This is a genomic window from Gemmatimonadota bacterium, from assembly GCA_041390125.1.
GTDB lineage: Bacteria > Gemmatimonadota > Gemmatimonadetes > Longimicrobiales > Gaopeijiaceae > JAGQIF01.
The window spans coordinates 71,977-96,967 of record JAWKQN010000011.1; the positions used below are offsets into that span (position 1 = coordinate 71,977).

The following is a 24,991-nucleotide window of genomic DNA, read 5'->3' on the forward strand; positions in this document are numbered from 1 at the left end:
GTCAGGCCTGTCCCTGCCAGCGCCCGGGCGCCCGGGGCGCGCCTTCGCGCACCACGACCGTGCCCACGATCTTGTCGTGGATGCCCTGCCGGTTGGGATCCCACAGGATCTGCGCGAAGCCGAGCAACCCGGTGGCCACCCCGGCCGCGTAGCCGCCCGCCCGCTCGAAGGCGTGGAACCAGCCGATGGGCTGCCCGTCCAGCCGGATCACCCGGATGCCCAGCGCGCGCTTCCCCGGCGTCTGGCCCTTCATCAAGGTCGTGAGCGACGCGAAATAGAGCGCGCCCCACCCGAAGGTGAGCCCCAGCTCGTCCACGGTGCTGAGCAGCCACCCGAAGAGGCCGCCTTCCTCCTCCTGCTCCCGCAGCGCGCGGCGGGCGGCGGTCAGATCGTCTTCCAGGTCGCTCGCCTCATCGCGCGCGTCGCTCAGCCGTTCGTTGAGCACGCCGAGGGAATCGGCGGCAAGCTCGCGTCCGAGACGGGCGCGCAAGCGGGTCAGCGCCCGCTCGTCCTCGGCGTCCAGCGAGTCGGCGGCCTCGAGCGCGCGCATGCGCGTCCAGGCTTCGTCGAGCGGGATGGAGTCGGTCGCCTGCGCGCTGACCGCTGCCTCCGGTGGAGCCGACTCCGCGTCCAGTGCCGCCGCGATGCGTGCCATGGCCGCGTCGGCATCGAACTCCGGATCGTCCGGGAAGCGTGCGCGCACCAGCTCCAGCGCGGCGTCGGGGTCCGCGTCCGACGTCCGCAGCGCCAGCTGCGCCAACTCCATCCCCAGCGTCACCGCCTCGTCCTCCGTCTCCACGCTGCGCAGCGCGATCGCGGCCCCGCCCGCGGCCACGGCCTCGCCCAGGCTCACGGGCGCGCCCGGGGGTGTGAGCTCCTCCGCGCCTCGGGTCAGCATGCGCTGCAGGGCACCGGTGGAAACGACGATCGTGACCAGCAGGATCACGGCGCCCAGACAGCCCAGGGAGAGCTGGAACGCGCGGCCCACACGTGTGACGTCCTTGCTCCTGCGGGTGGCCCCGCGGAAGAAGGCGACGCCGGCCAGCACGCCCAGGATCTGCCAGGAGAGCTGCGAGACGATGCCGACCAGCACGCCGTCCAGCGCCAGCGCCGCCAGCCGCCGCCCCGCTCCGGCCAGGGGCAGCCCGAGGATCTCCTGGGACAGCTTGAAGGCGTCGGGGGTGACGTGGGTGCGTGGATCCGTGGTCACCGCCATGGCTGGATCCGCAGTGCCGGTCGGTCCGCGCGCATGCCGAGCCTCAGCGGCGCTCCAGCCAGCGTCCGATCAAGACGCCCACGCCGACGCACAGCGCGGCCGCGCCCAGCAGGGTCCGGGCGGCGTTGGGGCTCGTATCCGACTGTGCCGCGCGCGCCCGCCGGAGGTCGAGGCGGACGGACGCAGCGTCATCCCGATCGCCGGTGGCGCCCGGAGCGAGCGGCTCCAGGTCGGAGTGGTCGGCGTCGAACTCGTTGCCACAGGAGGCACAGCTCAGCAGCCCGCGTTCGTGGGCCGTGCGGTTGGCGTACACCAGCTCCGCGCCACACTCCGGACAGGCGAGCTCGGCGGGCAGGGGCCGGATGGCCGCGTAGAGCATGCCCTTGGACATCCCGAGCTCGTCGGCGATCTGGTTGACGCCGCGATCGGAGGTCCAGTAGAGACGGTTCGCTTCGGCGGTCGGATCGGCGGCCGATTCGTCCATGCGATTCCTCCGGGAAGTGCGCTACCTTACGGAAACGCCGCACCAGACGTTGCGAGCCGCAAGGTAGCGGCGCGTCGGGGGGCAGCCAAAGTGCCGGAGGAGGCCATGCGGGGGCGGGACCGGATCCTGGCCAACCTGGAGGAGCTCTATCGCGGGGAGTTCGAGCGCGCCAACACCGGCGAGGAGCCGGCCCGCATGGCGGAGTTGGACTTCGGCTTCCAGCGGGACCAGATCTTCCTGGAGGCGCTCCTGGACCTCAGGGACCTGCTCAGCGCCCTGCCCACGGAGACGGATAGCTCCGGTACCCCCGGATCCTCGCTCCTGGACAAGGCCCAGGCGCTCCGCCGCCTCACCCGGCTGCGGTGAGCGCCCTCCCGGTTCCTCCCCGTGCCACCGCGCCCCTTCCAGATCCCCGTCCATCGGTGACAACCCGCAGGAACGCTCCATGAAGATCTACACGCGCACGGGAGATACCGGCATGACCGGCCTCTTCGGCGGCGGCCGCGTCTCCAAGGCGCACCTGCGGGTGGAGGCCTACGGCTCCGTTGACGAGCTGAACGCGGTGCTGGGTCAGGCCCGCCTGCACCTGGACCGGGAGATCGGGGATCGCGTGCGGATCCTCCAGGCGGACCTGTTCGTCGTGGGGGCCCATCTGGCCACGCCGGAGACGGACGAGCGCAGACCCCGTCCGTCTCTCCCCCCTCTGCCCGGCGACCGGATCGAGGCCATGGAGGCCTGGATGGACGCGGCGGATGAGGAGCTGCCCGCGCTGGAGCACTTCGTCCTCCCAGGAGGGGGTGCGGCAGCCTGCGCGCTGCACGTGGCGCGCACCGTGTGCCGTCGGGCCGAGCGTCGGGTCACGGGCCTCGCGAACGAGGAGGCGGTCGACCCGGTCCTGCTGCGCTACCTCAACCGCCTGGGCGACCTGTTGTTCGTCTGGGCCCGCCTCGCGAACCGGCGGGAGGGGATCGCAGACGTGGAGTGGAGCGGCTGAGGAGCGATCAGCGGCGCAGGGATCGGGGAACACCACCTTTCGTATAGATCATGATCACGCCGCGCGACCCCCCGGTCCCGAAGAGCGCGCCGGCTTCCACGGGACGATAGACCACGATCCGGTCGACGATGTCGTCGGGCAGGTTCATCAGCACCTGGGCGTCCACCTGCCGGGCGCCGTCCAGATAGAAGGCCGCCGACTCGCATCCCGACTTCATGAAGCGGACCTGACCCGAACCGAAGTGGATGCACACGTCCGTTTCGGCGCGGCGCACCACCAGACCCGGGATGGTGGTCTGGAAGAGCAGGTCCATCAGGGTGTTGACGCGCTCCTTGATGGGCTCGAGCTCCTCCGCCGTGATGAGCTGACCCCCGGTCGCGAAGCGTTCGGCCGTGCTGCGGGCTTCGATGTCCACCACCACCGGGTCCAGCTCGATGGCGTCCTCGGCCATGATGATGCCGAGCCGCACACCCACGCCGCTGCCGACGTTGATGACCTCCGTGCGGGAGGCATGGGCGATGTGATCCACCTGGAGCGTGTACTCGCCGGGGTCCACGTCGCGGAAGGAGAAGTCCCCGAACTCGTTCGTGACGGTGAAGTGGTCCGTCCCCCGCAGGCGCACCTCCGCGCCTTCGATGCCCGCCTCCGTGTCCAGGTCCCTTACGGTCCCCACCACGTCGGACTCATCGAGTGAGCCGAGCGCGAAGTCCACGCGGTGCATCTCGGAGGCGCCGAGCTCGAACTCGCGGCGCGGGCTCGCCATCCCCAGGAAGGACGCGACGGCGCTGATGGGGACCGCACGCGGGAGATCACACGCGCGGAACCAGCCCTCGGCATCGGCCTCGATCGGCAGCTCGCGGGGTCGGTTGTCGTCCATCCAGCGCAGCGTCACACGCGCGCGGGGCATTCCCACGCCCGCGGAGGCGTCGACGATCTGGCCGGTGGCACCCGCGGAGCCGGGGTCTCCGGTGTCGAGCAGGCACAGGTTGGCCATGATGGTCGTCATGCTCGGCGTGCTGAGCACGATCGGCTCGGCCTCTTCCGCGCCGACCGCCACGGTCTGCGAGCCCGACGAGATGCCGAGGTGCGCGAGGCGGGAGTGGAAGAAGACCACGGAGTAGGAGCCGGGGGGCAGGTCTTCGAAGCGGAACGTGCCCGCCTCGTTGGTGCGGGCCTGATGCGAGGTGCCCCACAGCACGACCTGGGCACCCGCGAGCGTCTCCCCGGTGGTGCTGTCCCAGACGAAGCCCGTCAGCCGGCCGAGCGGCTCCTGGGCCCCGGCCGCAGGGGCGGCCAGCGCCAGGGTCAGCAGGGACGGGAGGAGCAGACGTCGCATGTCGTCGGGAGTCGGGTCGAAGCCAATGGCCGCCGGCGTCCGGCGGGTGCCCCGCCCGAGGCCCGGTGGCCTGTATCCCTAGGTACGACGCCGTGGGCGGTTGCGCTACAGCGCCGCTGCCGCACCCCCTCCGCCGGAGGCCGGAAATGGCGCGGCGCGGGGCTTGCGAGCCCCTGGGGGTTCCACGAAGATACGGCCCGGACCGCCCGTCGATACGAGAGGATTCCCGTCCATGACGTATATCATTGCCGAGCCCTGCATCGGGACCAAGGACGCCAGCTGCGTCGAGGTATGCCCGGTCGACTGCATCTACGAAGGGGAGGATCAGTACTACATCCACCCCGACGAGTGCATCGACTGCGGCGCCTGCGAGCCGGAGTGTCCGGTGCAGGCCATCTTCCCCGATACGGACGTCCCGCCGGAGTGGACGAACTACATCGAGAAGAACGCGAAGCACTTCTGAGCGCGGCGCGCGGATCGCAGCGGCGGACACGGACCCTTCGGTTCGTGTCCGCTTTCGCTTTGGGGGGCCGGGAGGGCGTGGGGACGGTGCGGAGCGAACGTCCGGGGGCGCTCGGGCAGAGCGCCCGGGAGGAGGGGAGGAACAGCCGGAGCGACGCCAGGGTGGGCTGGCGCCTGCAGCACGCGCATCCGGCTGGGACGCGCGGGCCGATCGGGATCAGATCCCGAGCTCTCTCAACCGGTCGAGGCGGATCTGGCCAGGCACGTCCTCACCCGGCGGTACCACGTCCAGCTCGTCGGGGCGAGGCTGGCGCTGCGCGCGGATGACGAACACGCTTGCGGCCAGCGCCGCCGCGCCCAGCAGTCCGAAAGTCAGCCGTCGAAACATGATTCCCTGCGACTCGTGTAGGGGTCCTCTGATCTCCGGGCAAGCAGGAAGCGTGCCCCGTCGGAAGCGGGCCGGGTCCGCCCGATTGCGGGTCGAACGGTGTCCACGGCGGACGCGGAGCGGACGGGCGACCGGGATTCCCGTCGGCCCGGTTCGGAAACCTGAAGGCGCCGTGCGGGCGCCACGCTCCGCCGCGCGGCTGCCATGGCGCACAGGCTGCGACTGGCGCCCGCCCGCGAACCGGGCGTACCGTTTCCGACGCCCGCGGAGATCGACGCCCTGGATCTCATGGCTCGCGCCCGCCTCCTCCTGCTCGCGTTCTGCATGACCGGTTGCACTGCGCCATCCCCGACGGCCGACCTCCTCCTGCGCGGCGGGACCGTCTGGACGGGTGCCGCCGACGCGGGTCGCGCCGAGGCGCTCGCCATCCTGGGCGGCCGCATCCTCGCGGTCGGCTCCGCGGCCGAGCTGGCCCCCCTCGTCGGTCCCACCACCGAGGTCCTCGAGCTCGAAGGGCGCACGGTCCTTCCCGGCTTCATCGACGCGCACGTGCACTTCATCACGGGCGGCTTCCAACTGGCGAGCGTGGATCTGCGCGGCGCGCGCTCCCCCGAGGAGTTCTCGCGACGGATCGCAGCGTTCGCGGCCACCGTGGAGCCCGGCACCTGGATCACCGGCGGCAGCTGGGATCATGAGGCCTGGGGGGGCATGCTTCCCGATCGTTCGTGGATCGATTCCGTCACACCGGAGCATCCGGTCTTCGTCAGCCGGCTCGATCTGCACATGGCGGTCGCCAACACGCGTGCGTTGGAGCGGGCCGGCGTGGAGGCCGACGCCGTCGATCCACCGGGCGGCACCCTCGTGCGCGACGTGGAGGGTCGCCTCACCGGCGTGTTCAAGGACGAGGCGATGGCGTTGATCGATCGGGCCATCCCCGCGCCCACCGACGCGCAGCTCGATCGCGCGCTGGCCGCCGCGGCGCAGCACGCGCTCTCGCTCGGCGTCACGCAGGTGCACGACATGGGCACCTGGGCGCACTTCGACACCTACCGGCGGGCCCACCAGGCCGGGCGGCTTCCGCTACGCGTCTACGCCGTGGTGCCCATGAGCACGGGGCCGCGCCTGGCCGACCTGGTGTCGCAGGAAGGGAGGGGCGACCCCCGCCTGTGGTGGGGCGGGCTCAAGGCGTTCGTGGATGGCTCGCTCGGCTCGACCACCGCGTGGTTCCACGAGCCCTACACGGACGAACCCGGCACTTCCGGTCTGGTCGTCACCGACCCCACCGAGCTGCGCGCCCGGATCCTCGAGGCGGACGCGGCCGGGCTCCAGACCATCGTGCACGCGATCGGAGACCGCGCCAACGACTGGTTGCTGGACGTCTTCGCGGAGGCGGCGGCGCGCGCCCCCGCGCGGGAGCGCCGTCCCCGGATCGAGCACGCCCAGCACCTCACGGCGGAGGCCATCGCGCGCTTCGGCGCGCAGGGCGTGATCCCCTCCATGCAGCCGTACCATGCGGCGGACGATGGACGTTGGGCCGAGAAGCGCATCGGCGCCGAGCGCATCCGCACCACGTACGCCTTCCGCTCCCTGGCGGAGGCCGGCGCCGCCCTGGCCTTCGGCTCCGATTGGACCGTGGCGCCTCTGGATCCGCTCCTGGGCATCCAGGCCGCGGTCACCCGCCAGACGCTGGACGGCGCGCATCCGGAGGGGTGGGTGCCGGAGCAGAGGATCGACCTGGAAACCACGCTCCGGGCCTATACGTCCGGTGCGGCGCACGCGGGCTACCGCGACGCCGAGACCGGCAGCCTGGAGCCGGGGAAGGCGGCGGACCTGGTGGTGCTCTCCGGAGACCTCTTCGGGACCCCTCCCGAGCGGATCGCGGAGACCCTGGACGTGGATCTGACGCTGGTCGAAGGAACGGCGGCATACCGCCGTAGGTAGGTTTCGCGCTCAGGGAGCGCCGGACAGCACGGGAGCGACGGTGGCGGACAACGACAACACCCCGGTGGCGGGGCTGGAGCCGCTGAGGCAGAAGGCGATCGACGCCCTGTGCGAGACGTTCGCGCAGGACCAGATCACGGTCACCGACTTCGAGCGGCGCGTGGACCTGGCCCACCAGGCCCAGAGCATGGCGGACCTGCGAGCCCTGCTGGACGACCTGCCCAAGGCCCAGACAGCGCTGACCCGGCCCGGCCCGGCCGGCGCCGTCGAGCGTCCACCCCGGATCTCTCCGGCGGGGCGCACCAAAGAGCACGAGATCATGGTGGGCATCTTCGGCGGGACCAGCCGGGTGGGGCACTGGTTCCCGGCGCGGAAGAGTGTGGCCATCGGGATCATGGGCGGCGCCAAGCTGGACTACCGCGAAGCGGACCTCCCGCCGGGTGTGACCGAAGTGACCGCGATCGCCGTGATGGGCGGGGTGGAGATCATCGTGCCCCCGCACGTGATCGTGGACGTGAGTGGCCTGGCCATCATGGGCGGCTTCGATCACCGTTCCGAGGAGCCGCCCACGCACGATCCCGACGCCCCCATCCTCAAGGTGAACGGGTTCGCGTTGATGGGCGGCGTGGAGATCAAGACGCGCTACCCCGGGGAGACGCAGCGCCAGGCCCGCCAGCGGCGTCGCGCTCTCCGGCGCGCCGAGCGCGAGGACGACCGGAGCTGAAGGGTGGGGCGGACGCGTCGGAGACCCCGGCGGCCCACGCTTCCGCATGCACCTGGAGAGGAGCGCATCCATGAAGCGGCGTGAGATCGGGATCGTGTCCGTGCCCATGGATCTGGGGGCCGGCCGGCGCGGCGTCGACATGGGACCCTCCGCCATCCGCATCGCCGGCCTGCAGGAGACGCTCGAATCGCTGGGACATACCGTGCGCGAGGCGGGCCGGGTGGAAGTGCCTTCGCAGGAGCTGGTGGGCGAGAGCGATCCTGACGCCAAGTACCTGCCCGAGATCACCGACGTGTGCGAGCGCACGCGCGACCTGGTCGCGGCGGTACTGGAGCGTGGGCAGGTCCCGCTGGTCCTGGGCGGCGACCACTCGCTGTCCATCGGCTCCGTGGCGGGCGTGGCCGCGCACTACCGGGCGCAGGGGCAGCCCATCGGGCTCATCTGGTTCGACGCGCACGCCGACATGAACACGCCCGACTCGACGCCGAGCGGCAACATCCACGGGATGGCGCTGTCCGTGCTGCTGGGCCAGGGTGCGCCGGCGCTCACGCGGATGGCCGGCGGAGCCCCGGCGCTGCGCGCCGAGCACACGAGCATCGTGGGCGCACGCGACATCGACGCCACCGAGGCGGAGATCGTGCGCGCCTCGGGCGTGCGGGTGTTCACCATGTCGGAGATCGACGACCGCGGCATGGGTGCCTGTGCGGAGGAGGCCATCGCGCGGGCGACGTCCGGTACGGCGGGCTTCCATCTCTCGTTCGATCTGGATGCCATCGATCCCCAGATCGCGCCCGGCGTGGGAACGCCCGTCCGAGGCGGGATCACCTACCGGGAGGCGCACCTCATGTGCGAGAAGGCGGCGCGCACGGGCGGCATCCTCTCCATGGACATGGTCGAGCTGAACCCCGTGCTGGACTCCGAGAACCGATCCGCCCATCTCGCCGTAGGGTTGATCGCCAGCGCGATGGGGAAGACCATCCTGTAGACGCTCGCGCGCATCCGATCACGGCGTCACGGCCCGGTGGCGCCCGCGTACCGACCGACCCTTCCGCCGACACCGCTCGGCTCCGTTTTCCTCACACGTCCCGATGAGGCACGCATCATGGTCGAGCTCTTCCGCAGCCTGCTGCGCATCGTCGCGGGGCTCCTGTTCATGCAACACGGCGCGCAGAAGCTCTTCGGCTGGTTCGGGGGCAACGCCGTCGCCAGCTGGTTCGCGTTCCCGCTGGGCGTGGCCGGCCTGCTGGAGTTCTTCGGGGGGATCCTGATCCTCATCGGCCTGTTCACCCGCCCCGTCGCGTTCATCCTGGCCGGGCAGATGGCGGTGGCGTTCTGGTGGCGCCACTACCCCAACGGGGTCTGGCCCATCCAGAACGGTGGGGAGCCGGCCGTGCTCTTCTGCTTCATCTTCCTGTACCTGGCCGTGGTGGGCGGGGGGCGGTACGGGATAGACGGGTGGAGGAAGAGACGGCGGTGAGGGAGAGAGCATTCCCGGAATGAAGAAGGCGCCCGGCCGCGAACGGCCGGGCGCCTTCCTGCTTCAGCGGAGTCGAGACCGGCTCAGCCGCAGTGCTCGGCGAACGCCGCCTTGAGGTCGTCGGCGATCTGATACGGGCTGCGCCCCTCGATCTGGTGGCGCTCCATCATGTAGACGAGCTCGCCGTCCTTGAACAGCGCGACCGACGGAGACGACGGCGGATAGCCCGTGATGTACTCGCGGGCGCGCTCGGTGGCGTCCAGGTCCTGGCCGGCGAAGACCGTGGTGAGCACCTCGGGCTTGGCGCCCTCCTCGATGGCCATGGCCACGGCGGGGCGCATGGAGCCGGCGGCGCAGCCACAGACCGAGTTCACGGCCAGCAGGAGGGTGCGCTTCTCTCCGGCCAGCAGGGCGTCCACGTCATCCGGCGTGCGAAGCTCGTGGAAACCGAAACGGACGAGATCCTGGCGCATGGGCGCCACCATCATCTCCGGATAGGGCATGCTCTCACTCCTCAGGGGTCGGGACCGGGTGCCGTTGTGCGGCTCCAGGTCCTTCGGGGCCGCGGCGGGTCGCGGTCGGACATATAGGCCCGGACCGCCGGTCGGGTTCCGGCGCTGAAAGCCGCGGGCGCTCCCTCGCGTAGAACAGCCCGGACGCTTCCGCCGGCTTCCATATCAAGGACCTCTGCATGAACCGCTCCCGTTCGGCGCTCTCCGCGCTCGTCCTTGTCACGTCCGTCGGCTGCCTGAGTGGCCCCACCGCGGCCCCCCCGGTCGACGGGTGTCCCGGAGGGAGCTACCCGGACTGGTCGACCTCCCCGTACGTGCTGCCGTTTCCAGTGGGGCAGTCCTGGCGGACGGGGCTCACCAACTGCGGCGGCTCCTACCACAGCCAGGGCCTGCCCGACGCGTTCGCGACCGACTTCGACATGGACCTGCGCTCGCTGATCACGGCGAGCCGCGAGGGGGTGGTCGTGCACGTGGAGGAGTCGGGACGGGACTTCGACTTCCCCAACAACCTGGTCGTGGTCGACCACGGGGACGGCACCTTCGCCCAGTACATGCACCTCACCCGCGACGGCGCCCTGGTCCAGATCGGTGATACCGTCCAGCCCGGCGATTCGATCGGGCTGAGTGGCGCCACGGGGCTGGCCGGCTATCCCCACCTGCACTTCGTGGTCACCGGGGCCTGGCCGTGGCCGTACACGTCCCGAGCGGTCACCTTCCGCAACACCAGCCCCAATCCCACCGGGCTGGTGGGCTTCGCGGTGTACGGGGCGCTGGCGTACTGAGCCGCCGGCGGCGGGCGATGGGCCCGGCGTCCCGACGCGGGCCGAGGCCGAGGTCGGCGTACGGAGCGGGCCGGGCGCCCTCCACCCGCCGGCGGACCCGCGGGGGCGCGGACCGCGCCCCCTTCGTTGACGGTCGCTCCGCCCGTCGGACATCTTCGGGGTAGAACCGACGTCCGGACTCCGCAGAGGGGCCGGAACGATCGCCGGTGCGCCTTCCGGCCCGCCCCGGCCTCCATCATCCCGGACCTGCCGTTGCCTTCCGCCACCGACATCGTCCGCCTGCACGTGAACGGGGAGAGCGTCGAAACCGGCGTGCCCGCCCACTTCACGCTGCTGGAGACGCTCCGCTACGTGCTGGGCCTGACCGGCTCCAAGCAGGGCTGCGACAAGGGCGACTGCGGCGCCTGCACGGTGCTCCTGGACGGCACGCCCGTCCTGGCCTGCCTGACCCCGGTCTTCGAGGCCGAGGGGCGCCGGGTCCTGACGGTCGAAGGCCTGGCCGACGGCCCCGAGCCCCATCCCCTCCAGGACGAGTTCGACCTGAACGGTGCCGCCCAGTGCGGGTTCTGCACGCCCGGCATCCTCTGCTCGGCGGCGGCGCTGCTGGCCGTGCGCCCCGCGCCCAGCCGGAGCGAGATCCAGGAGGCGCTCTCCGGCAACCTCTGCCGCTGCACCGGCTACACCAAGATCTACGATGCCGTGGAGCGGGCCGGGGCCCGCCTGGAGGCGTCCGCCGACCTGCAGCAGCGCTTCGGCGCCCGCGTCCGGGGGGACGGATGAGCGAGGAGACGCCGGTGTACAACAGCGGACGCAGAGGCCATAAGTCCAAGTCGGACCTGCACATCGTCGGGAAGCCCCAGCGCAAGATCGAGGGCCTGCAGAAGTCCAGCGGGCGGGCCGTCTATACGGACGACATCGTCCTGCCCGGAATGCTGCACGGGAAGATCCTGCGCTCGCCCCACCCCCACGCCGAGATCGTCTCCATCGATACGTCGAAGGCCGAGGCGCTGGAGGGCGTGCACGCCGTGGTGACCGGACGGGACATGCCGGTGCTCTACGGCATCATCCCGTGGACCCCGGACGAGTATCCCCTGTGCGTGGACCGGGTGCGGTTCATCGGGGACGGCGTCGCGGCCGTGGCGGCGGTGGACGAGGACACCGCGCTGCGCGCGCTCGACCTGATCGAGGTCGAGTACCGGCCGTTGCCGGCCTACCTGACGCCCGAGGCCGCCCTGGCCGCCACCGGCGACTGGATCCACGAGCCCGCCAAGCCCGGCCGCAACGGCAACGTGACCAAGGTGGTCCGGCTGGAGTTCGGGGAGGTGGAGGCCGGCATGGAGGCAGCCGACCACCTCGTGGAGGGCGAGTACTTCTTCGAGGGGACCACCCACGCGCCCATCGAGCCCCACTGCGCCATCGGGCAGATGGAGCCGGACGGAAAGCTCACGGTCTGGTCCTCCACCCAGGTGCCCCACTACCTGCACCGCGAGCTGGCCCGCGTGCTGGAGCTGGATCCCGCCAAGGTGCGGGTCATCCAGCCGCTGGTGGGCGGCGCCTTCGGCGGGAAGTCCGAGCCGTTCGACCTCGAGTTCTGCGTGGCCCGGCTGGCCATGAAGGCGGGCCGGCCGGTCAAGATCCTCTACACGCGCGAAGAGGTCTTCTACGCCCACCGGGGTCGGCATCCCTTCCACATGCGCTACCGGACGGGTCTGACCCGCGACGGCCGCATCACGTCGGTGGATGCCAAGATCCTGCTGGACGGCGGGGCCTACGCCTCCTTCGGGCTCGTCACCACGTACTACTCGGGCCAGTTGCTCTGTGCGCCCTACCGCTTCCCCGCGTACCGCTTCGACTCCACCCGGGTCTACACCAACAAGCCGGCCTGTGGACCCAAGCGGGGGCACGGCTCGGTCCAGCCCCGCTTCGCCTTCGAGGTCCAGTTGGACAAGCTCGCGGAGAAGGCGGGGTTCGACCCGATCGAGCTCCGGCGCATCAACTTCATCGGCTCCGACACGCGGACGGTCAACGAGCTACGCGTCACCTCCAACGGCTTCCTGGAGTGCCTGGAGGCGGTCGAGCGCGCCAGCGGCTGGAAGGAGCGCTTCCGGAAGCTGCCCTTCGGGCGGGGCCTGGGCGTGGCGGGCTCCACGTACATCTCCGGGACCAACTACCCGATCTACCCCAACGACATGCCCCAGTCGGGCGTGCAGATCCAGATCGATCGCTCGGGGCGGGTCTCGGTCTTCAGCGGAGGCTCGGAGATCGGGCAGGGCTGTGACTCCGTGGTGGCCTACATCGCCGCCGAGGAGCTGGGCGTGCCGGTCGATCACGTGCGGGTCCTGCGCGGAGACACCGACTTCGTGCCGGTGGACCTGGGGGCGTATTCCTCCCGGGTCACGTTCATGCTGGGCAACGCCTGCATCCAGGCGGCCCGGAAGCTCCGCGACCAGGTGCGGAGCGCCGTGGCCGAAGCCTGGGAGGTGGCCGCGGACGACGTGGTCCTGGCCGCCGGGCAGGCGCGCCACCTGACGGACGCGGCGCGCACCCTCCCCATCCGCGAGGCCTTCAACCTGGCGGAGGCGAAGTTCGGGACGTTGGGGGCCACCGGGTCCTACAACACGCCCAAGGACGTGCACGGGAGCTACCGGGGTGGGACCATCGGAGCCTCGCCCGCCTACTCCTTCACCGCCCACGTGGCCGAGGTGGAGGTGGACGTCGAGACCGGCTTCGTGCGGGTCGAGAAGATCTGGGTGGCCCACGACTGCGGGAAGGCGCTGAATCCGGTGCTGGTGGAGGGCCAGATGGAGGGCTCCGCCTACATGGGCTTCGCCGAGGCCCTGATGGAGGAGCAGATCTTCAAGGACGCGGAGCACGGTCGGGCGGGCCTCCACAATGCGCCGTCCCTCCTGGACTACCGGATCCCGACCAGCCTGGACACGCCCGGTCTCGAGGCCCTCATCATCGAGTCGAACGATCCCGAGGGGCCGTACGGCGCCAAGGAGGCGGGCGAAGGTCCGCTGCACCCGTCCATCCCGGCCATCGCCAACGCCATCCACGACGCCATCGGTGTCCGCATGGACCGCCTGCCCTTCTCGCCGCCCAAGGTCTGGCGGGCCATCCAGGCTGCCCGCGAAGCGGGGTCCCTGGCCAAGCCGGCCGCACCGGCTGGCGTGGGGGTGCGGTGAGGGGCGGGGGCGCGTGGTGGCGCCGGGGACGCACCGTTCTGGAAGCAGAACGTCGATTCAGGATCGCTGCCGTCTCGGTCGGAGCGGGGTTGTTCGCGCTCGGTGGATGCGCTGGACCGGAGGCGGACGCCCGGCCGGCGGACAGTGGGGTCGTGGAGACGGCCCACGCCGAGGCGGGCGCGACCGGATCCGAGGGTGCCGCCTCCCCCAGCGGCGCCGGGGGGGACCGGGCGGGTCGCGCTACAGCGGCCGGCTCCGCTCCCCAGGCGCCCGTTCAGCAAGCCCGCATCGCCCTCTCCGGCACCGAGACCGAGGAGGACTGGCGCATCCTGCTGGAGACGGTGCGGCAGGCCCGTGCCGCCGGCCTCGATACGGTCCCGATGGGCGACGCCGTGGCAGCCATCGGCCGGACCTTCGTCGGCGAGCCGTACACGCCCGGGACGCTCGAGGTGGGGGACCGCGAGGCCCTGGTGGTGAACCTGCGCGAGTTCGACTGCGTGACGTTCGTGGAGAACACGCTGGCCATCGCCCGCACGCTGCGCCTGACCGACTCGACCGACCCGGAGGTGCTGAAGCGGACCTTCGTGGGAGAGCTCGCGGGGCTACGCTACCGGGGCGGGTCGCTGAACGGTTACCCGTCGCGCCTGCATTACTTCTCGGAGTGGATCGCCGACAACGCGGCCCGCGGCCACCTGGTGCCCCTGACCGCCGAGCTGGGCGGCGTGGTGGACCCCGAGCCGGTTCGGTTCATGTCCACCCATCCGGATGCCTACCGACAGATGGCCGACCCGGAGGTTCGGGAGGCGATCGTACGCATCGAGTCGTCCTTGGGCGAGCGGACCTGGATTCCCCAGGACCGGATCGCGGGCATCGAGGAGCGGATCAAGGACGGAGACGTCATCGCGGCCACCTCCACCGTGGAGGGTCTCGACGTTGCCCACACCGGGATCGCGCTGCATGTGGACGGAAGACTCCACCTCATGCATGCCCCCCTTGTGGGAAAGTCTGTGGAGATCTCCGAGCTGCCGCTCGCCGAGCGCATCCGCGGGATCCGCGGGCAGGACGGGATCATGGTGGCCAGGCCGCTGGAGCCCCGATGAGTGATGGACGTCAGATGTTTTTGAACGCGAATTGTGGTTCCGAAATGGACGCCGATCCGAACGTCATGAGCCGCCACGACTTCCGGGGAGCCCGCCGGTGCTTCGGCTGACGCCGTACCGCTGGCTTCGGCCTGGCTCTGCGGCCGAGGCGGCCGCGCTGCTGGCGGAGGCCCCCGCCGAAACCATGGCGATCGCCGGCGGGACGGACCTCGTCCCCAACATGAAGCACCGGTTGTTCACACCGGCGCGGCTGGTGGCTCTGCGGAGTCTGCCGGAGCTCCGTGGAATCCGTGTGGAAAACGGGTGGCTGTCGATCGGCGCGGGTGAGTCGCTCACCGCGGTGGCCGCCCACGCGGACGTCCGCCGTCACGCCCCTGCCCTGGCCGAGGCGGCCGCCCACGTGGCGGGCCCCCAGCTCCGCAACATGGGCACCCTGGGCGGGAACGTCTGCCTGGACACCCGCTGCACCTACTACAACCAGACCTTCTTCTGGCGGCAGGCCCTGGGCTTCTGTCTCAAGAAGGACGGAGACGTCTGCCACGTCACCAAGGTCGGGAAGAAGTGCGTGGCTGCCCACTCGGCCGACACCCCGCCCGTCCTGATGACCCTGGGCGCGGAGCTCGACTTCGTGGGGGCGAGGGGCGGCCGCACGTCGTCGATCGACGACTTCTTCGTGGCCGACGGCATCCAGAATCAACGGCGGGCCCCCGACGAGATCCTCACCCGGATCCGCATCCCCATCGACCCGGCCCGCCGCAGCGCCTACGCGAAGCTCCGTCAACGGAACGCCATCGACTTCCCGCTGCTGACCGTGGCCGTGTCCGCCCGCTTCGAGGAGAGCGGGGCCGTCGAATCCCTGGACGGTGTGATGACCGCGCTCGGGAGCCGGCCCCGGCGCCTGACCGGATGGGAGGCGGCCGCCGGGCAGCGCCTGGACGCCGACCTGATCGAGCACCTGGCCGAGCGGGCCCACGCCCAGTGCCACCCGCTCGAGAACCTCATCGTGGACCCCGAGTGGCGGCGCGCGATGGTCCCCGTCCAGGTCCGCCGGGCGCTCGAGCGTCTGGCCTCGTGAGCCGCCCGCGGTGATCCCGCAGCCGCGGCCGGGGTCGGCGCTGCTCCTGGTGGACCTGCAGGTGGACTTCTGTCCCGGTGGGGCCCTGGCGGTGCGGGACGGCGATGCGGTGGTGGCCGTGGCCAACGGTCTGCTGCCGCGCTTCCCGCTGGTCGTGGCCACCCAGGACTGGCACCCGCCGGGTCACGAGAGCTTCGCGTCCGCCCACCCGGGGCGCTCCCCAGGGGACGTCATCCCGCTCCACGGCCTGGACCAGGTGCTCTGGCCGGACCACTGCGTCCAGGGCAGCCCGGGGGCCGAGCTGCACCCGGACCTGGAGACGGGCTCCATCGAGGCGATCGTCCGCAAAGGCACCGATCCCGCCATCGACTCCTACTCCGCCTTCTTCGACAACGCCCGCCGCAAGCGCACCGGCCTGACCGGCTACCTCAAGGACCGCGGCGTCACCGACCTGTGGGTCATGGGGCTGGCCACCGACTACTGTGTCCGGGCCAGCGCCCTGGATGCGATGGAGCAGGGCTTCCGCACCTGGCTGATCGCGGAGGGGTGCCGGGCAGTGGAGCTCTCACCTGGCGACGGGGCGCGGGCGGTGCAGGAGATGCGCGAAGCCGGCGTGGAGGTGGTGAGCGGGGGAGGGTAGGGGGTCCGCCCGATCTGACCGCTCGCGTCAGCTCGACCCGCTACCGCTTCCAATCCGGGTACGCCCCCGACAGTGGAAAGTGGAACGGGGCGCGAGATCCGTCGGACGGCGCTGCCATGATGTTCAGGCGCGTATCCCACGCGATCCACGTGCCGTCCGCCGACCAGGTGGGATCGGAGGCGTCCCACCGGGAATCGAGGAGCACCATCTCCTGCCCGGTCTCGGCATCCACGATCAGGATGTCCCACCCGGTGCTTCGACTGGCTCGCACGGCCAGTCGGGTCCCGTCCGGGGACCAACGCGGCTGCTCCTCGCCGAACGGGGTCTCGATGAGCTTCCTTCTCCCGGTGCCATCGACGTTGATGACACAGATGTCGAACGAGTCGCATCGGAACGCCAGCCTTCGACCGTCCGGCGACCAATCCACATCGATGTCGTTCGACCCCGACGCGACGAGGTGGGCATCGGAGCCGTCAGGGCGGATGAGCACCAATCCCCGAGCGCCCTGGATGTCCCCCCTGAAGACGATCCACTCGCCGGTCGGCGACCAGCGCGGCGTGTACGGTCCAGCGGTATTGGTGTTCGAGTGGATCAACCGCGCGCCTTGGCCGTCGGCGCCGACCACCCACAGGTCGAACGGATACAGCCACACCGCCAGCGAGCGCGAGTCCGGGGACCACCCGTGCTCCCTCAGCACCCGAGGCAGATTGGGAAGGATCTCCACCAGCCCCGTCCCGTCCGTATTGATCACGAAGCTCCGGAACAACGGCTCGTCCCGCCGTACAAACGACACCTTGGATCCATCGGGGGACCACTGGGCGATCCGGATGGCAGAGGGTGGTTCATAGTAGATGGACACGGATCCCCGCCCGTCCGGCGTGATCCGTTGGACTCCGCCCAACGAGTAGATCAGATCGCCAGCGGTGGGTGGCGGCAGCGGCCCCGTATGAACCACGACATCGGCTACCGCCGAGAGAGATTCGACCGTCGCACGTAGCACCGCTGACCCATCGGACAGCGCCGTCACGAGACCTGAAGAGGATACAGATACGATCCCTGCAGGCTCCACCGTCCACGTGGTGGTGCGATTGTGAACCTCGCTGCCGAGCCGGTCGGTCGCGCGGGTCGAGAACTGCCGAGTAGAACCGAGCGTCAGCAATGTGTCCACGGCCGGTTGAAGCACCAGAGCCGAGACGACCTGGGACACCGTTACCTGGATCGAGTCCTCGAGCTCCTCGAACGACGCGATCACCGTGGTCGTTCCATTGCTCCGGGCACGGATGACGCCGAGCGAGCTCACGTCGGCTACTCCGGATTGCAGCGACCGCCATGAGACGCGCGCAGCATCGATCGGCACACCCAAGGCGTCCACAACCGTCGCCTCGACCGCGACGACGGCACCGAGCGCATCCAACGACACGACGCTCTGACTGACGTCGAGTGCAGCGGCGCGCTGCTCGACCGTCACTCGTGCCACAGCGACCAGGTCGCCAGAGACAGCACGCACGTCCGCTTCTCCGGGTGCGAGCGCGCGTACCAGTCCGGTGGAGTCGACAGCGACGGCGGAATCGGCCGATGACCACTCCACGCGTGCATCGGCCACCTCCGCTCCGCCACGGTCCAGTACGTATGCTTCGAGGCGTGCCGTATCGCCCAAAGCGGAGATCCGTACCACAGTCGGAGCGACGATCAGGGAGTCCGACGCCTGCTCCACCGCGACGAAGAGGGTGTCAGCGATCGAACCCGCTCTTGCGGTGACCTCTGTGCGTCCGCTTCCAACGGCGACGAGGACACCGGGCGCGTCGAGTCGGACGACCCTCTCATCGAAGCTCCTCCAACTCACGGGCGTCGATACCGGCTCACCGCGGGCGTCGAGGACTTCGACAGTGACTTCCGCGCGCTGCCCGAAGTATTCCAGCAGTACCGACTCAACGGACAGCCGGAGCTCAACGGGCACTTCTACGACCCCATCAAGCGGTTCAGATGGCGTGTCGCCCGTGTCGCATCCCCCCAGCAGGCGCAGCAGGGCTGCCACAACTGGAAGTGCTACCGTCCGAGCTCTTGGGCGTTTCATCGCACAGATTCCTGGGACGCGGCTACGGTGCATGCCGTCGATCGACCTACATATCCCCCCTGGTAGGCAACCAGCATGCCCGGTGTGGCGAGACCCAAGGATCGGGTGGGACCGGATGTGGAAGCTCCTACGAGTCGGCCATCGATCCGTGCCCGCCCCTTCACCGCCGCGGCACCGGATCCGGACGGGGCTCGAACTCCGCCGCGCCGCCCGCGAGCGGCAACACCTCGTTGACGAGGGTGAGCAGGAACCGTCCCGGCTCCTCCATCATGACCACGTGGGAGGAGCGCTCGAACGCCACGAAGCGTTTGCTCGGCGCACGGATCCTCTCGAACCGCGCCCGCGCGGATTCGTACGGCGTGTGCAGGTCGTAGCGACCCATCAGGAAGACGACCGGGACCGGAAAGTCGTCGCCGGCCTGCGCGGCGCCGCCCATCGCCCCTGACCCGGTGATCCGCCGGGTTCCCCACCGCGAGCCTTCGGACAGGAGGGAGAGCTCCTCCGCGGTGTAGGCGTCCCCCCATTCGTTCAGGGAGAAGAGCAGGTCGAAGTCCGGCTTGCCGTACCATCCGCCGTCGTACCTGCGCACCCAGCGCCGGACCGCGAGCGCGCGTTCCACGTTCATGGGGCCCGGACCGGGGTAGGGTGCCATGGCTTCGAGCTCGCGCAGCGCCGTTGAGTCGTTGGCCTTGCGGGCCAGCTCCAGGACCCGGGCGTAGAGCGCCGCCTCGCCTCCGCCGGACGCGACCACGCCGACGCCCACCCAGGCGTGGAAGAGCTCCGGCCGCTCCTGCACCAGTTGCGGGGTGAACGCCGTCCCCCACGAGTATCCCATCAGGATGAGCTTGTCCTGACCGAGCCGCTCCAGGACGTGGCGCACCACGACCTCGGCGTCCCGCACGTGCTGCTGCCGGGTCATGGTCGGCCCGAGCCGGGCGGTATCCGCGGCCGAGTAGTTCTTCCCGATCCCCCGTTGGTCCCAGTTGACCACGGTGAAGAAGTCCTCCCACGGCTTCTGGTACGCCCACGTGCTGCCGAGCATCGGGGAGGCCGGGCCGCCGTGGACGAAGAGCAGGATGGGGTTGGCTCGATTGAGGCCGCGGATGGAGATCCACTGGGTGGACCCGTTGACCTCCACCGGCTCCAGGACCTCGATGCCCTCCGGCGTGTGGATGCGGTGCAGGTCCGCCAGCCGCGCCACGACAGAGTCCCGCGTGAGGGGCGGAGTGGGGACGGAGGTCTGCGCCGCGAGGCGGGGCGTCGCCAGAAGGAGGAGCAGCAGGAGGAGGCGTCGCATGGATCGCTCGAACGGGCCGGGGTGGCGGATGGATGGGGGAGGGTGCAGGTGGGGGCGGGGGTCGGCAAGGGACGGGTAGCGCCGAGGGCAGAGCACCTATCATCGTCAAGGGTTGCAGGCACTCCGTGAGAGGAAACGATGACGAGCGGTTCGTCAGGTGAAGCACACGTTGAGAACCGCCCCTGGGAGGATCAAGTCAGCTGGGGCCTGGCGGTATACCTGCTCGCGTCAATCGCCAACCTGCTCCTACCGTGGCTGTTTGCGGATCCTCTCGATGAGAGGACCAACTCCGTGAGGGCAATAGTCGCGGTCGTTGGCGTGCTGTTGGCGGTTCTGGCTCTTCCGATGGGCCTCCGTGCGCGCGCTCGTGGCCTCGCTGCCAGGTGCTTAGGACTCCTGGTCGTGTCGGGACTAACGGTTCCGTCCATCAGGTGGGTGGAGTTGGGCAGGGGTACTGTGGGTCTCCTGGCTCTCTTCGCCATCCCAGCGTTGGCGAGGTTCGCCTTTCGCGGAAGACAGACGTGACCAGGCCAGGTCCAAGACCAGCGCCCGTCCGAAGACATCGAGGGGTGTCTTTGGCCGACGTACGAATCCTATCCGAAGAAGAGCGGATCAGCAGCGTAGCCGACGGCTCGCGCGTCGTGAGCGACGTCAGACCGTAGGTGGGACGATGGGGTTTGCTCCAGACTAGCTGAGACCTGGTTGACGAGTGCCGGGCCCTTCTTCGGAGGGGCCGGGTGTCTTCTCTTGGCAGGTCCGCCGGAACTGCGGACGTGCCGCTACGGGACTCAGCGGGACGTCTCTGGACTGAGCAGGCCAGACAACACACGCCCTCACCCCCGCAACCCGTCCCCTGTCCGAGCTCGCTCACGTACTTCGAACACCATCGTCCGGTTCCGTCCGCTGGTCTTTGGGCGGACCACGTCGGCCGTCTCCAACACCCGGATCGCCTTCGAGGCGGCTGGGCGGGAGCAGTCCAGCAGATCGACGACCCGATTTCACGGGTCAGGATCGGGTGCTCGGGCAGAGCCTCGAAGAGGCGGAGACTCAACACCGGCGTCCTCGAGGAAGCACCGCTCGCGCTTCTCCGTGACGATGGCAGGGTCGGCGCGCGGCGTCGACCGCTTCCTCCGCAGCAAACGCGACACCTTCGAGAAAGAAGGCGATCCATCCTCCCAGTCGCCGCTCTCCCGGATCGCACCCAGCCGCTGGTCGTACTCCTGCCGGTGCATCTTCAGGTAGAGGCTCAGGTAGAGCAGCGGCCGCGTGAGCAGCCCCCACTCCCGAAGCAACAACGTGATCAGGAGACGGCCCAGACGGCCGTTGCCGTCCAGGTACGGATGTACGGTCTCGAACTGAGCGTGGATGAGCCCCACCCGGACGAGAGGAGGGAGGTCGCTCTCGTCGTGGATCGCGTGCTCCAGTTGGCCCAGCACCTCGTTCAGGCGATGGGTGGGGTGGCACGAAGGCTGCTTCCCTGACGGGTGCCCCTGATCCAGTTCTGCGACCGCCGTACCGCACCGGGCTGCTTCGTCGCGCCTCGCGCACCGCGCATCAGCCGGCCGTGCATCTCCGATAGGAGCCGCATCGACAACGGCAGTCCATCCGGTCGCTCGAGCTGGTCCAATCCGTGGTCGAGCGCTTCGAGATAGGAGCAGACCTCTTCCAGGTGTGCATCGGCTTCCTCTCCGGAGGCCTCGACTCAACAGGTCCACCAGGGTCGCCTGCGTGCCTTCGATCTGCGCCGAAAGCACGGCTTCCTTCCGGACGAACGCGTAGACGAACCACTCGACGGAGGAGACCAGATCACCCGCCACCCAGCAGGCGCAGACGCTCATCGGCCCGGGCGAGTTGGCGGGCCAGCTCACCGCCGAGCTGGAGCGGGGGTCGGAGGGGGAGCGGACGAGGCACGAAGGCGTCGACCGCCTCTCCGGCGACCGTGCTGCGTTCGTAGGTTCCCGTGACTTCCGGGCCATCATCCAGCGGAGCGGATCGAGGCGCAATACAGTGGTCACCCGAGAATAAACGATCGCTTCGTGTCGGCAAGTGTTGCGAAGGATCGCTTCTTTGCAGTCAGTTCTGCGCAGCATTCGCTTGTTGACTTCCCCAAGATGAAGCGATCGCTTCATCTCCCACCCGGAGCCCGACCCGGGTCAGCCGACCCCCCGCCCCCCCCCCACCCGTCGCCGACCAGCCCCCCACACGCGATATAGTCATGGTCTCCCCCGCGGCCCGCCGGCGAACGCCGGGGCCCCGGCGACACACGCGACACCTGTGCGCGCTCCTTCCCTTCACCATCCTGGGGGACCTCGTGCGAGCTACTGTTACCGTTCTCGGCCTCACCCTCGCCCTGGCGGGTGGGCTCGGGGCCCAGCAGGCCACCCGTACGGAGCCCGTCACGGGCCTCCGCGACAACGGGACCGGCTACCACGCCCTGGTGGGCGCCCGGGTCGTCACGGCCCCGGGCCAGGTCCTGGACAACGCCACCATCGTCATCCGGGACGGCCTCATCCAGCAGGTGGGCCGGAACGTCCAGGCGCCCGCCGGCGCCCGGGTCTGGGACCTGAGCGGCCTGACCGTCTATCCGGGCTTCATCGACGCCCACGCCGACCTGGGCATGGACGACGTGCCCGAAGGCGGGGACGTGGGCCCCACGCACTGGAATCCCCAGGTGCGGGCCTGGTTCAGCACCACGGCCAACCTCCAGGACGACGCCGACCGGCGCTCGGCGCTGCGCTCGCAGGGCTTCGGCACCGCCCTGGCGGTGCCCAAGCAGGGGATCTTCCGCGGCACGGCCTCGGTGGTGAACCTCGGGGACGCCGGGGTCCGGGACCGCGTGCTGCGCCCCAACCTGGTCCAGTCGATCGGGTTCGAGCGCTCCTTCGCGCTCGGCGGGTCCTACCCGAACTCCGCGATGGGCGTCATCGCCCTGATGGAGCAGACGTTCATGGACGCGGACTGGTACATCCGCGCCTGGGACGCCTACGAGCAGAGCGGACGGGCCTTCCTGCCGCCCGAGACCAGCGAGGCGCTGGCCGCCCTGGAGCCCGTGGTCCAGAGCGAGCAGCCGGTGCTCTTCGAGGTCGGGAGTGAGGAGGAGTACCTGCGGGCGCAGAGGCTGGCGAGCGAGTTCAAGCTGGACGCCTGGTACCGGGGCAGCGGCCAGGAGTACCGCATCCTGGATGTGCTCACGGGCCGGAGCGAGCCGCTCATCGTCCCGCTGGCCTTCCCGGACGCGCCCGACGTCGACGATCCGGAAGCGGCGCTGAACGCCAGCCTGGGCGAGCTGCGCCACTGGTATCTCGCGCCCACGAGCCCGGGCCAGCTCGCGCGAGCCGGCATCCGCTTCGCCATCACGTCGGACGGACTGTCCTCGCTCAACCAGTTCCTGCCCAACCTGCGCATCGCGGTCGCGCGGGGTCTGTCCACCGAGGCCGCGCTGGCGGCCCTGACCACCACGCCCGCGGGCTGGCTGGGCCTCGAGCGCACGCATGGCACCATCGAGCGCGGCAAGGTCGCCAACCTGGTCGTCAGCGAAGGCGACCTCTTCACGGAGGAGGCCACCGTCCGCGACGTGTGGGTGCAGGGACGCGTGTACGGCGTGACCCGACCCGCGCAGGTGGATCCGCGCGGGACGTGGCGGATCGCCTCCGACGACGAGTGGGGCTTCGAGGCCGAGCTCCGGCTGGAAGGGCCGCTCAACCGCTTGAGCGGCAGCATCGACGTCGCGAGCGGTGGCGGCGAAGGCGCCAGCATCGACCTGGCCTCCGCCAGCGTGGTGGCCGAGACGGGACGCATCGAGGTGCGCTTCGACGGCGAGCCGTTGGGCTACGAGGGCACCGTGCTCCTGGCCGGCTCGGTCCAGGGGGACGAGTTCTTCGGCTGGACGTCGCTCCCCAACGGAGCCGATCCATCCTTCCAGGGCACGCGCGTGGCCGCCTTCGAGGGCGCGGCCCGTGGGACGGTGGCGATGAACGTGCCGCAGCTCGACCTGCCGTTCATCCGGCCGATGATGGAGTACGGCCGCACGTCCATCCCGGAGCAGCCCGCGGCCGTGGTGGTGCGCAATGCCACCGTCTGGACGCAGGGCCCGCAGGGCCGGATGGAGAACGCGGACCTGCTGATCCGCGCGGGCAAGGTGGCGGAGGTGGGTGTAGACCTGAACGCGCCTCGCGGCGCGGTGGAGATCGACGCGTCCGGCAAGCACGTGACGCCGGGCCTGATCGACCCGCACATCCACTCGGGCGTGAGCGCGGTCAACGAGAGCGGCTTCGCGATCGTGCCCGAGGTGCAGATGGGCGAGGTGCTCACGCACAACAACATCTGGATGTACCGCCAACTGGCCGGCGGCCTCACCACCGCACACGTCAAGCACGGCTCCGCCAACCCCATCGGGGGCGAGAACGTGTTCGTGAAGATGCGCTGGGGTGCGTTGCCCGAGGACCTGAAGCTGCAGGGCGCGCCGCGCACGGTGAAGTTCGCGCTGGGAGAGAACCCGAAGCGGCGTCAGGGTCGATACCCCGACACCCGCATGGGCGTGCAGGAGATCATCCGCGACCACTTCATGGCCGCGCGCGACTACGAGCGCGAATGGAAGCGGTGGGAAGAGACGCAGGAGGGGATCCCGCCCCGCCGTGACCTCCGCATGGAGGCCATCCTGGACATCCTGAACCAGGAGTTGCTGATCTCGTCCCACGGGTACCGCGCCGACGAGTTCCTGGCGCTCATTCGACTGGCCGAGGAGTTCGGCTTCCGCGTCCAGACGCTCCAGCATGGTGTGGAGGCCTACAAGATCGCCTCCGAGCTGGCCGCATCCGGTGTGGCCGCCGTGGTGTGGAGCGACTGGGGCGCGTTCAAGATGGAGGCCTACGACGCCACGGCGTACAACGCGCGCATCCTGATGGAGGCGGGGGTGGTCACGTCCCTGCACTCCGACGACGCCGAGATCGCCAGCCGCATGAACTGGGAGGCGGGCAAGCTGCTGCGCACCGGCGTGGGCGAAGAGCAGGCGTTGTCCACCGTCACCAACCAGGCCGCCAAGGCCGTGGCCATCGACGACAAGGTGGGCTCGCTGGAGCCCGGGAAGGACGGGGACTTCGTGATCTGGAGCGGCGATCCGCTCTCGCAGTTCACGCGGGCCGAGCAGACCTGGATCGATGGGCGCCGGTACTTCTCGCTGGAGGAGGACGAGGCGATGCGCGAACAGATCCAGCGCGAGCGCACCCAACTGATCCAGGCCATCCTGGCGGTACAGGGGAACGGGAACGGGAACGCCGCAGGCGCGCGGCGGGGGAGGAACTGACC

22 protein-coding genes and 1 pseudogene are annotated in these 24,991 nt (G+C 70.2%); 14 read left to right on the plus strand and 9 right to left on the minus strand.

Going from position 1 to position 24,991, the window contains the following annotated elements:
• Window position 1 precedes the first annotated feature (1 nt).
• Together R3E98_13145 and R3E98_13150 are read right to left on the minus strand one after the other, a co-directional pair.
• Window positions 2–1,216, minus strand: coding sequence for an RDD family protein (locus R3E98_13145; protein MEZ4424351.1), 1,215 nt, complete (start codon window positions 1,214–1,216; stop codon window positions 2–4).
• A gap of 43 nt (window positions 1,217–1,259) precedes the next feature.
• Window positions 1,260–1,700: a hypothetical protein gene (locus R3E98_13150; GenBank protein MEZ4424352.1), complete on the minus strand. Its 441-nt coding sequence runs from the start codon at window positions 1,698–1,700 to the stop codon at window positions 1,260–1,262.
• 105 nt (window positions 1,701–1,805) lie between these two features.
• On the opposite strand from R3E98_13150, the gene R3E98_13155 reads away from it, so the two are divergent.
• Both R3E98_13155 and R3E98_13160 read left to right on the plus strand, forming a co-directional pair.
• Window positions 1,806–2,066, plus strand: coding sequence for a hypothetical protein (locus R3E98_13155; GenBank protein MEZ4424353.1), 261 nt, complete (start codon window positions 1,806–1,808; stop codon window positions 2,064–2,066).
• A 79-nt stretch (window positions 2,067–2,145) separates the two neighbouring features.
• Entirely contained in the window at window positions 2,146–2,694 is a 549-nt protein-coding gene (locus R3E98_13160) for a cob(I)yrinic acid a,c-diamide adenosyltransferase (protein MEZ4424354.1), read from the plus strand.
• Between the two features lie 7 nt (window positions 2,695–2,701).
• Here R3E98_13160 and R3E98_13165 read toward each other — a convergent pair whose 3' ends face one another.
• Window positions 2,702–4,030 (minus strand): carboxypeptidase regulatory-like domain-containing protein, encoded by a 1,329-nt coding sequence (locus R3E98_13165; GenBank protein MEZ4424355.1) that lies wholly within the window; start codon window positions 4,028–4,030, stop codon window positions 2,702–2,704.
• 232 nt (window positions 4,031–4,262) lie between these two features.
• Between R3E98_13165 and R3E98_13170 the strand changes: the two genes are divergently transcribed.
• Window positions 4,263–4,493 (plus strand): ferredoxin family protein, encoded by a 231-nt coding sequence (locus tag R3E98_13170; GenBank protein ID MEZ4424356.1) that lies wholly within the window; start codon window positions 4,263–4,265, stop codon window positions 4,491–4,493.
• Window positions 4,494–4,709: 216 nt separating this feature from the next.
• Here the strand turns inward: R3E98_13170 and R3E98_13175 are convergent, their stop codons facing one another.
• Window positions 4,710–4,880 (minus strand): hypothetical protein, encoded by a 171-nt coding sequence (locus R3E98_13175; GenBank protein MEZ4424357.1) that lies wholly within the window; start codon window positions 4,878–4,880, stop codon window positions 4,710–4,712.
• 204 nt (window positions 4,881–5,084) lie between these two features.
• Here R3E98_13175 and R3E98_13180 point away from each other — a divergent pair, with 204 nt between their 5' ends.
• The 4 genes from R3E98_13180 (at window position 5,085) to R3E98_13195 (ending at window position 9,022) form a co-directional block, all read left to right on the plus strand.
• Window positions 5,085–6,821 (plus strand): amidohydrolase family protein, encoded by a 1,737-nt coding sequence (locus tag R3E98_13180; protein ID MEZ4424358.1) that lies wholly within the window; start codon window positions 5,085–5,087, stop codon window positions 6,819–6,821.
• A gap of 40 nt (window positions 6,822–6,861) precedes the next feature.
• Window positions 6,862–7,545, plus strand: a complete 684-nt coding sequence (locus tag R3E98_13185) for a DUF1707 domain-containing protein (protein MEZ4424359.1) — start codon at window positions 6,862–6,864, stop codon at window positions 7,543–7,545.
• A gap of 70 nt (window positions 7,546–7,615) precedes the next feature.
• A complete protein-coding gene (rocF, locus tag R3E98_13190) occupies window positions 7,616–8,530 on the plus strand; it encodes an arginase (GenBank protein ID MEZ4424360.1) in 915 nt (304 codons plus the stop codon).
• A gap of 117 nt (window positions 8,531–8,647) precedes the next feature.
• A complete protein-coding gene (locus R3E98_13195) occupies window positions 8,648–9,022 on the plus strand; it encodes a DoxX family protein (protein ID MEZ4424361.1) in 375 nt (124 codons plus the stop codon).
• 83 nt (window positions 9,023–9,105) lie between these two features.
• On the opposite strand, the gene R3E98_13200 is transcribed toward R3E98_13195, so the two are convergent.
• Window positions 9,106–9,525 carry a BrxA/BrxB family bacilliredoxin gene (locus tag R3E98_13200; GenBank protein MEZ4424362.1) on the minus strand — a complete coding sequence of 140 codons (420 nt, stop codon included), beginning with the start codon at window positions 9,523–9,525 and terminating at the stop codon, window positions 9,106–9,108.
• 188 nt (window positions 9,526–9,713) lie between these two features.
• Here R3E98_13200 and R3E98_13205 point away from each other — a divergent pair, with 188 nt between their 5' ends.
• The 6 genes from R3E98_13205 to pncA all read left to right on the plus strand — a co-directional run bounded on the left by R3E98_13205 (window position 9,714) and on the right by pncA (window position 16,316).
• The gene (locus R3E98_13205) at window positions 9,714–10,316 is read left to right on the plus strand and encodes a M23 family metallopeptidase (protein ID MEZ4424363.1); all 603 of its coding nucleotides are present in this window, start codon (window positions 9,714–9,716) and stop codon (window positions 10,314–10,316) included.
• Between the two features lie 252 nt (window positions 10,317–10,568).
• Complete coding sequence (locus R3E98_13210; protein MEZ4424364.1) at window positions 10,569–11,096, plus strand: (2Fe-2S)-binding protein; 528 nt, start codon at window positions 10,569–10,571, stop codon at window positions 11,094–11,096.
• Window positions 11,093–13,501, plus strand: a complete 2,409-nt coding sequence (locus R3E98_13215) for a xanthine dehydrogenase family protein molybdopterin-binding subunit (GenBank protein ID MEZ4424365.1) — start codon at window positions 11,093–11,095, stop codon at window positions 13,499–13,501. The genes R3E98_13210 and R3E98_13215 overlap by 4 nt, the downstream gene beginning before the upstream one ends.
• Before the next feature lie 152 nt (window positions 13,502–13,653).
• Window positions 13,654–14,601, plus strand: a complete 948-nt coding sequence (locus tag R3E98_13220; GenBank protein ID MEZ4424366.1) for a DUF1460 domain-containing protein — start codon at window positions 13,654–13,656, stop codon at window positions 14,599–14,601.
• Window positions 14,602–14,698: 97 nt separating this feature from the next.
• The gene (locus tag R3E98_13225; GenBank protein MEZ4424367.1) at window positions 14,699–15,676 is read left to right on the plus strand and encodes an FAD binding domain-containing protein; all 978 of its coding nucleotides are present in this window, start codon (window positions 14,699–14,701) and stop codon (window positions 15,674–15,676) included.
• A gap of 10 nt (window positions 15,677–15,686) precedes the next feature.
• Entirely contained in the window at window positions 15,687–16,316 is a 630-nt protein-coding gene (gene pncA, locus R3E98_13230; protein ID MEZ4424368.1) for a bifunctional nicotinamidase/pyrazinamidase, read from the plus strand.
• 40 nt (window positions 16,317–16,356) lie between these two features.
• Here pncA and R3E98_13235 read toward each other — a convergent pair whose 3' ends face one another.
• From R3E98_13235 to R3E98_13250, 4 genes and pseudogenes are all read right to left on the minus strand, one after another.
• Window positions 16,357–18,351 carry an Ig-like domain-containing protein gene (locus R3E98_13235; protein MEZ4424369.1) on the minus strand — a complete coding sequence of 665 codons (1,995 nt, stop codon included), beginning with the start codon at window positions 18,349–18,351 and terminating at the stop codon, window positions 16,357–16,359.
• Window positions 18,352–18,550: 199 nt separating this feature from the next.
• Window positions 18,551–19,687 carry an alpha/beta hydrolase gene (locus R3E98_13240; protein MEZ4424370.1) on the minus strand — a complete coding sequence of 379 codons (1,137 nt, stop codon included), beginning with the start codon at window positions 19,685–19,687 and terminating at the stop codon, window positions 18,551–18,553.
• A 998-nt stretch (window positions 19,688–20,685) separates the two neighbouring features.
• Complete coding sequence (locus R3E98_13245; protein ID MEZ4424371.1) at window positions 20,686–21,123, minus strand: Fic family protein; 438 nt, start codon at window positions 21,121–21,123, stop codon at window positions 20,686–20,688.
• Between the two features lie 312 nt (window positions 21,124–21,435).
• Window positions 21,436–21,525: pseudogene (locus R3E98_13250) on the minus strand (hypothetical protein).
• 473 nt (window positions 21,526–21,998) lie between these two features.
• Here R3E98_13250 and R3E98_13255 point away from each other — a divergent pair.
• Entirely contained in the window at window positions 21,999–24,989 is a 2,991-nt protein-coding gene (locus R3E98_13255) for an amidohydrolase family protein (GenBank protein ID MEZ4424372.1), read from the plus strand.
• Window positions 24,990–24,991: the final 2 nt, after the last annotated feature.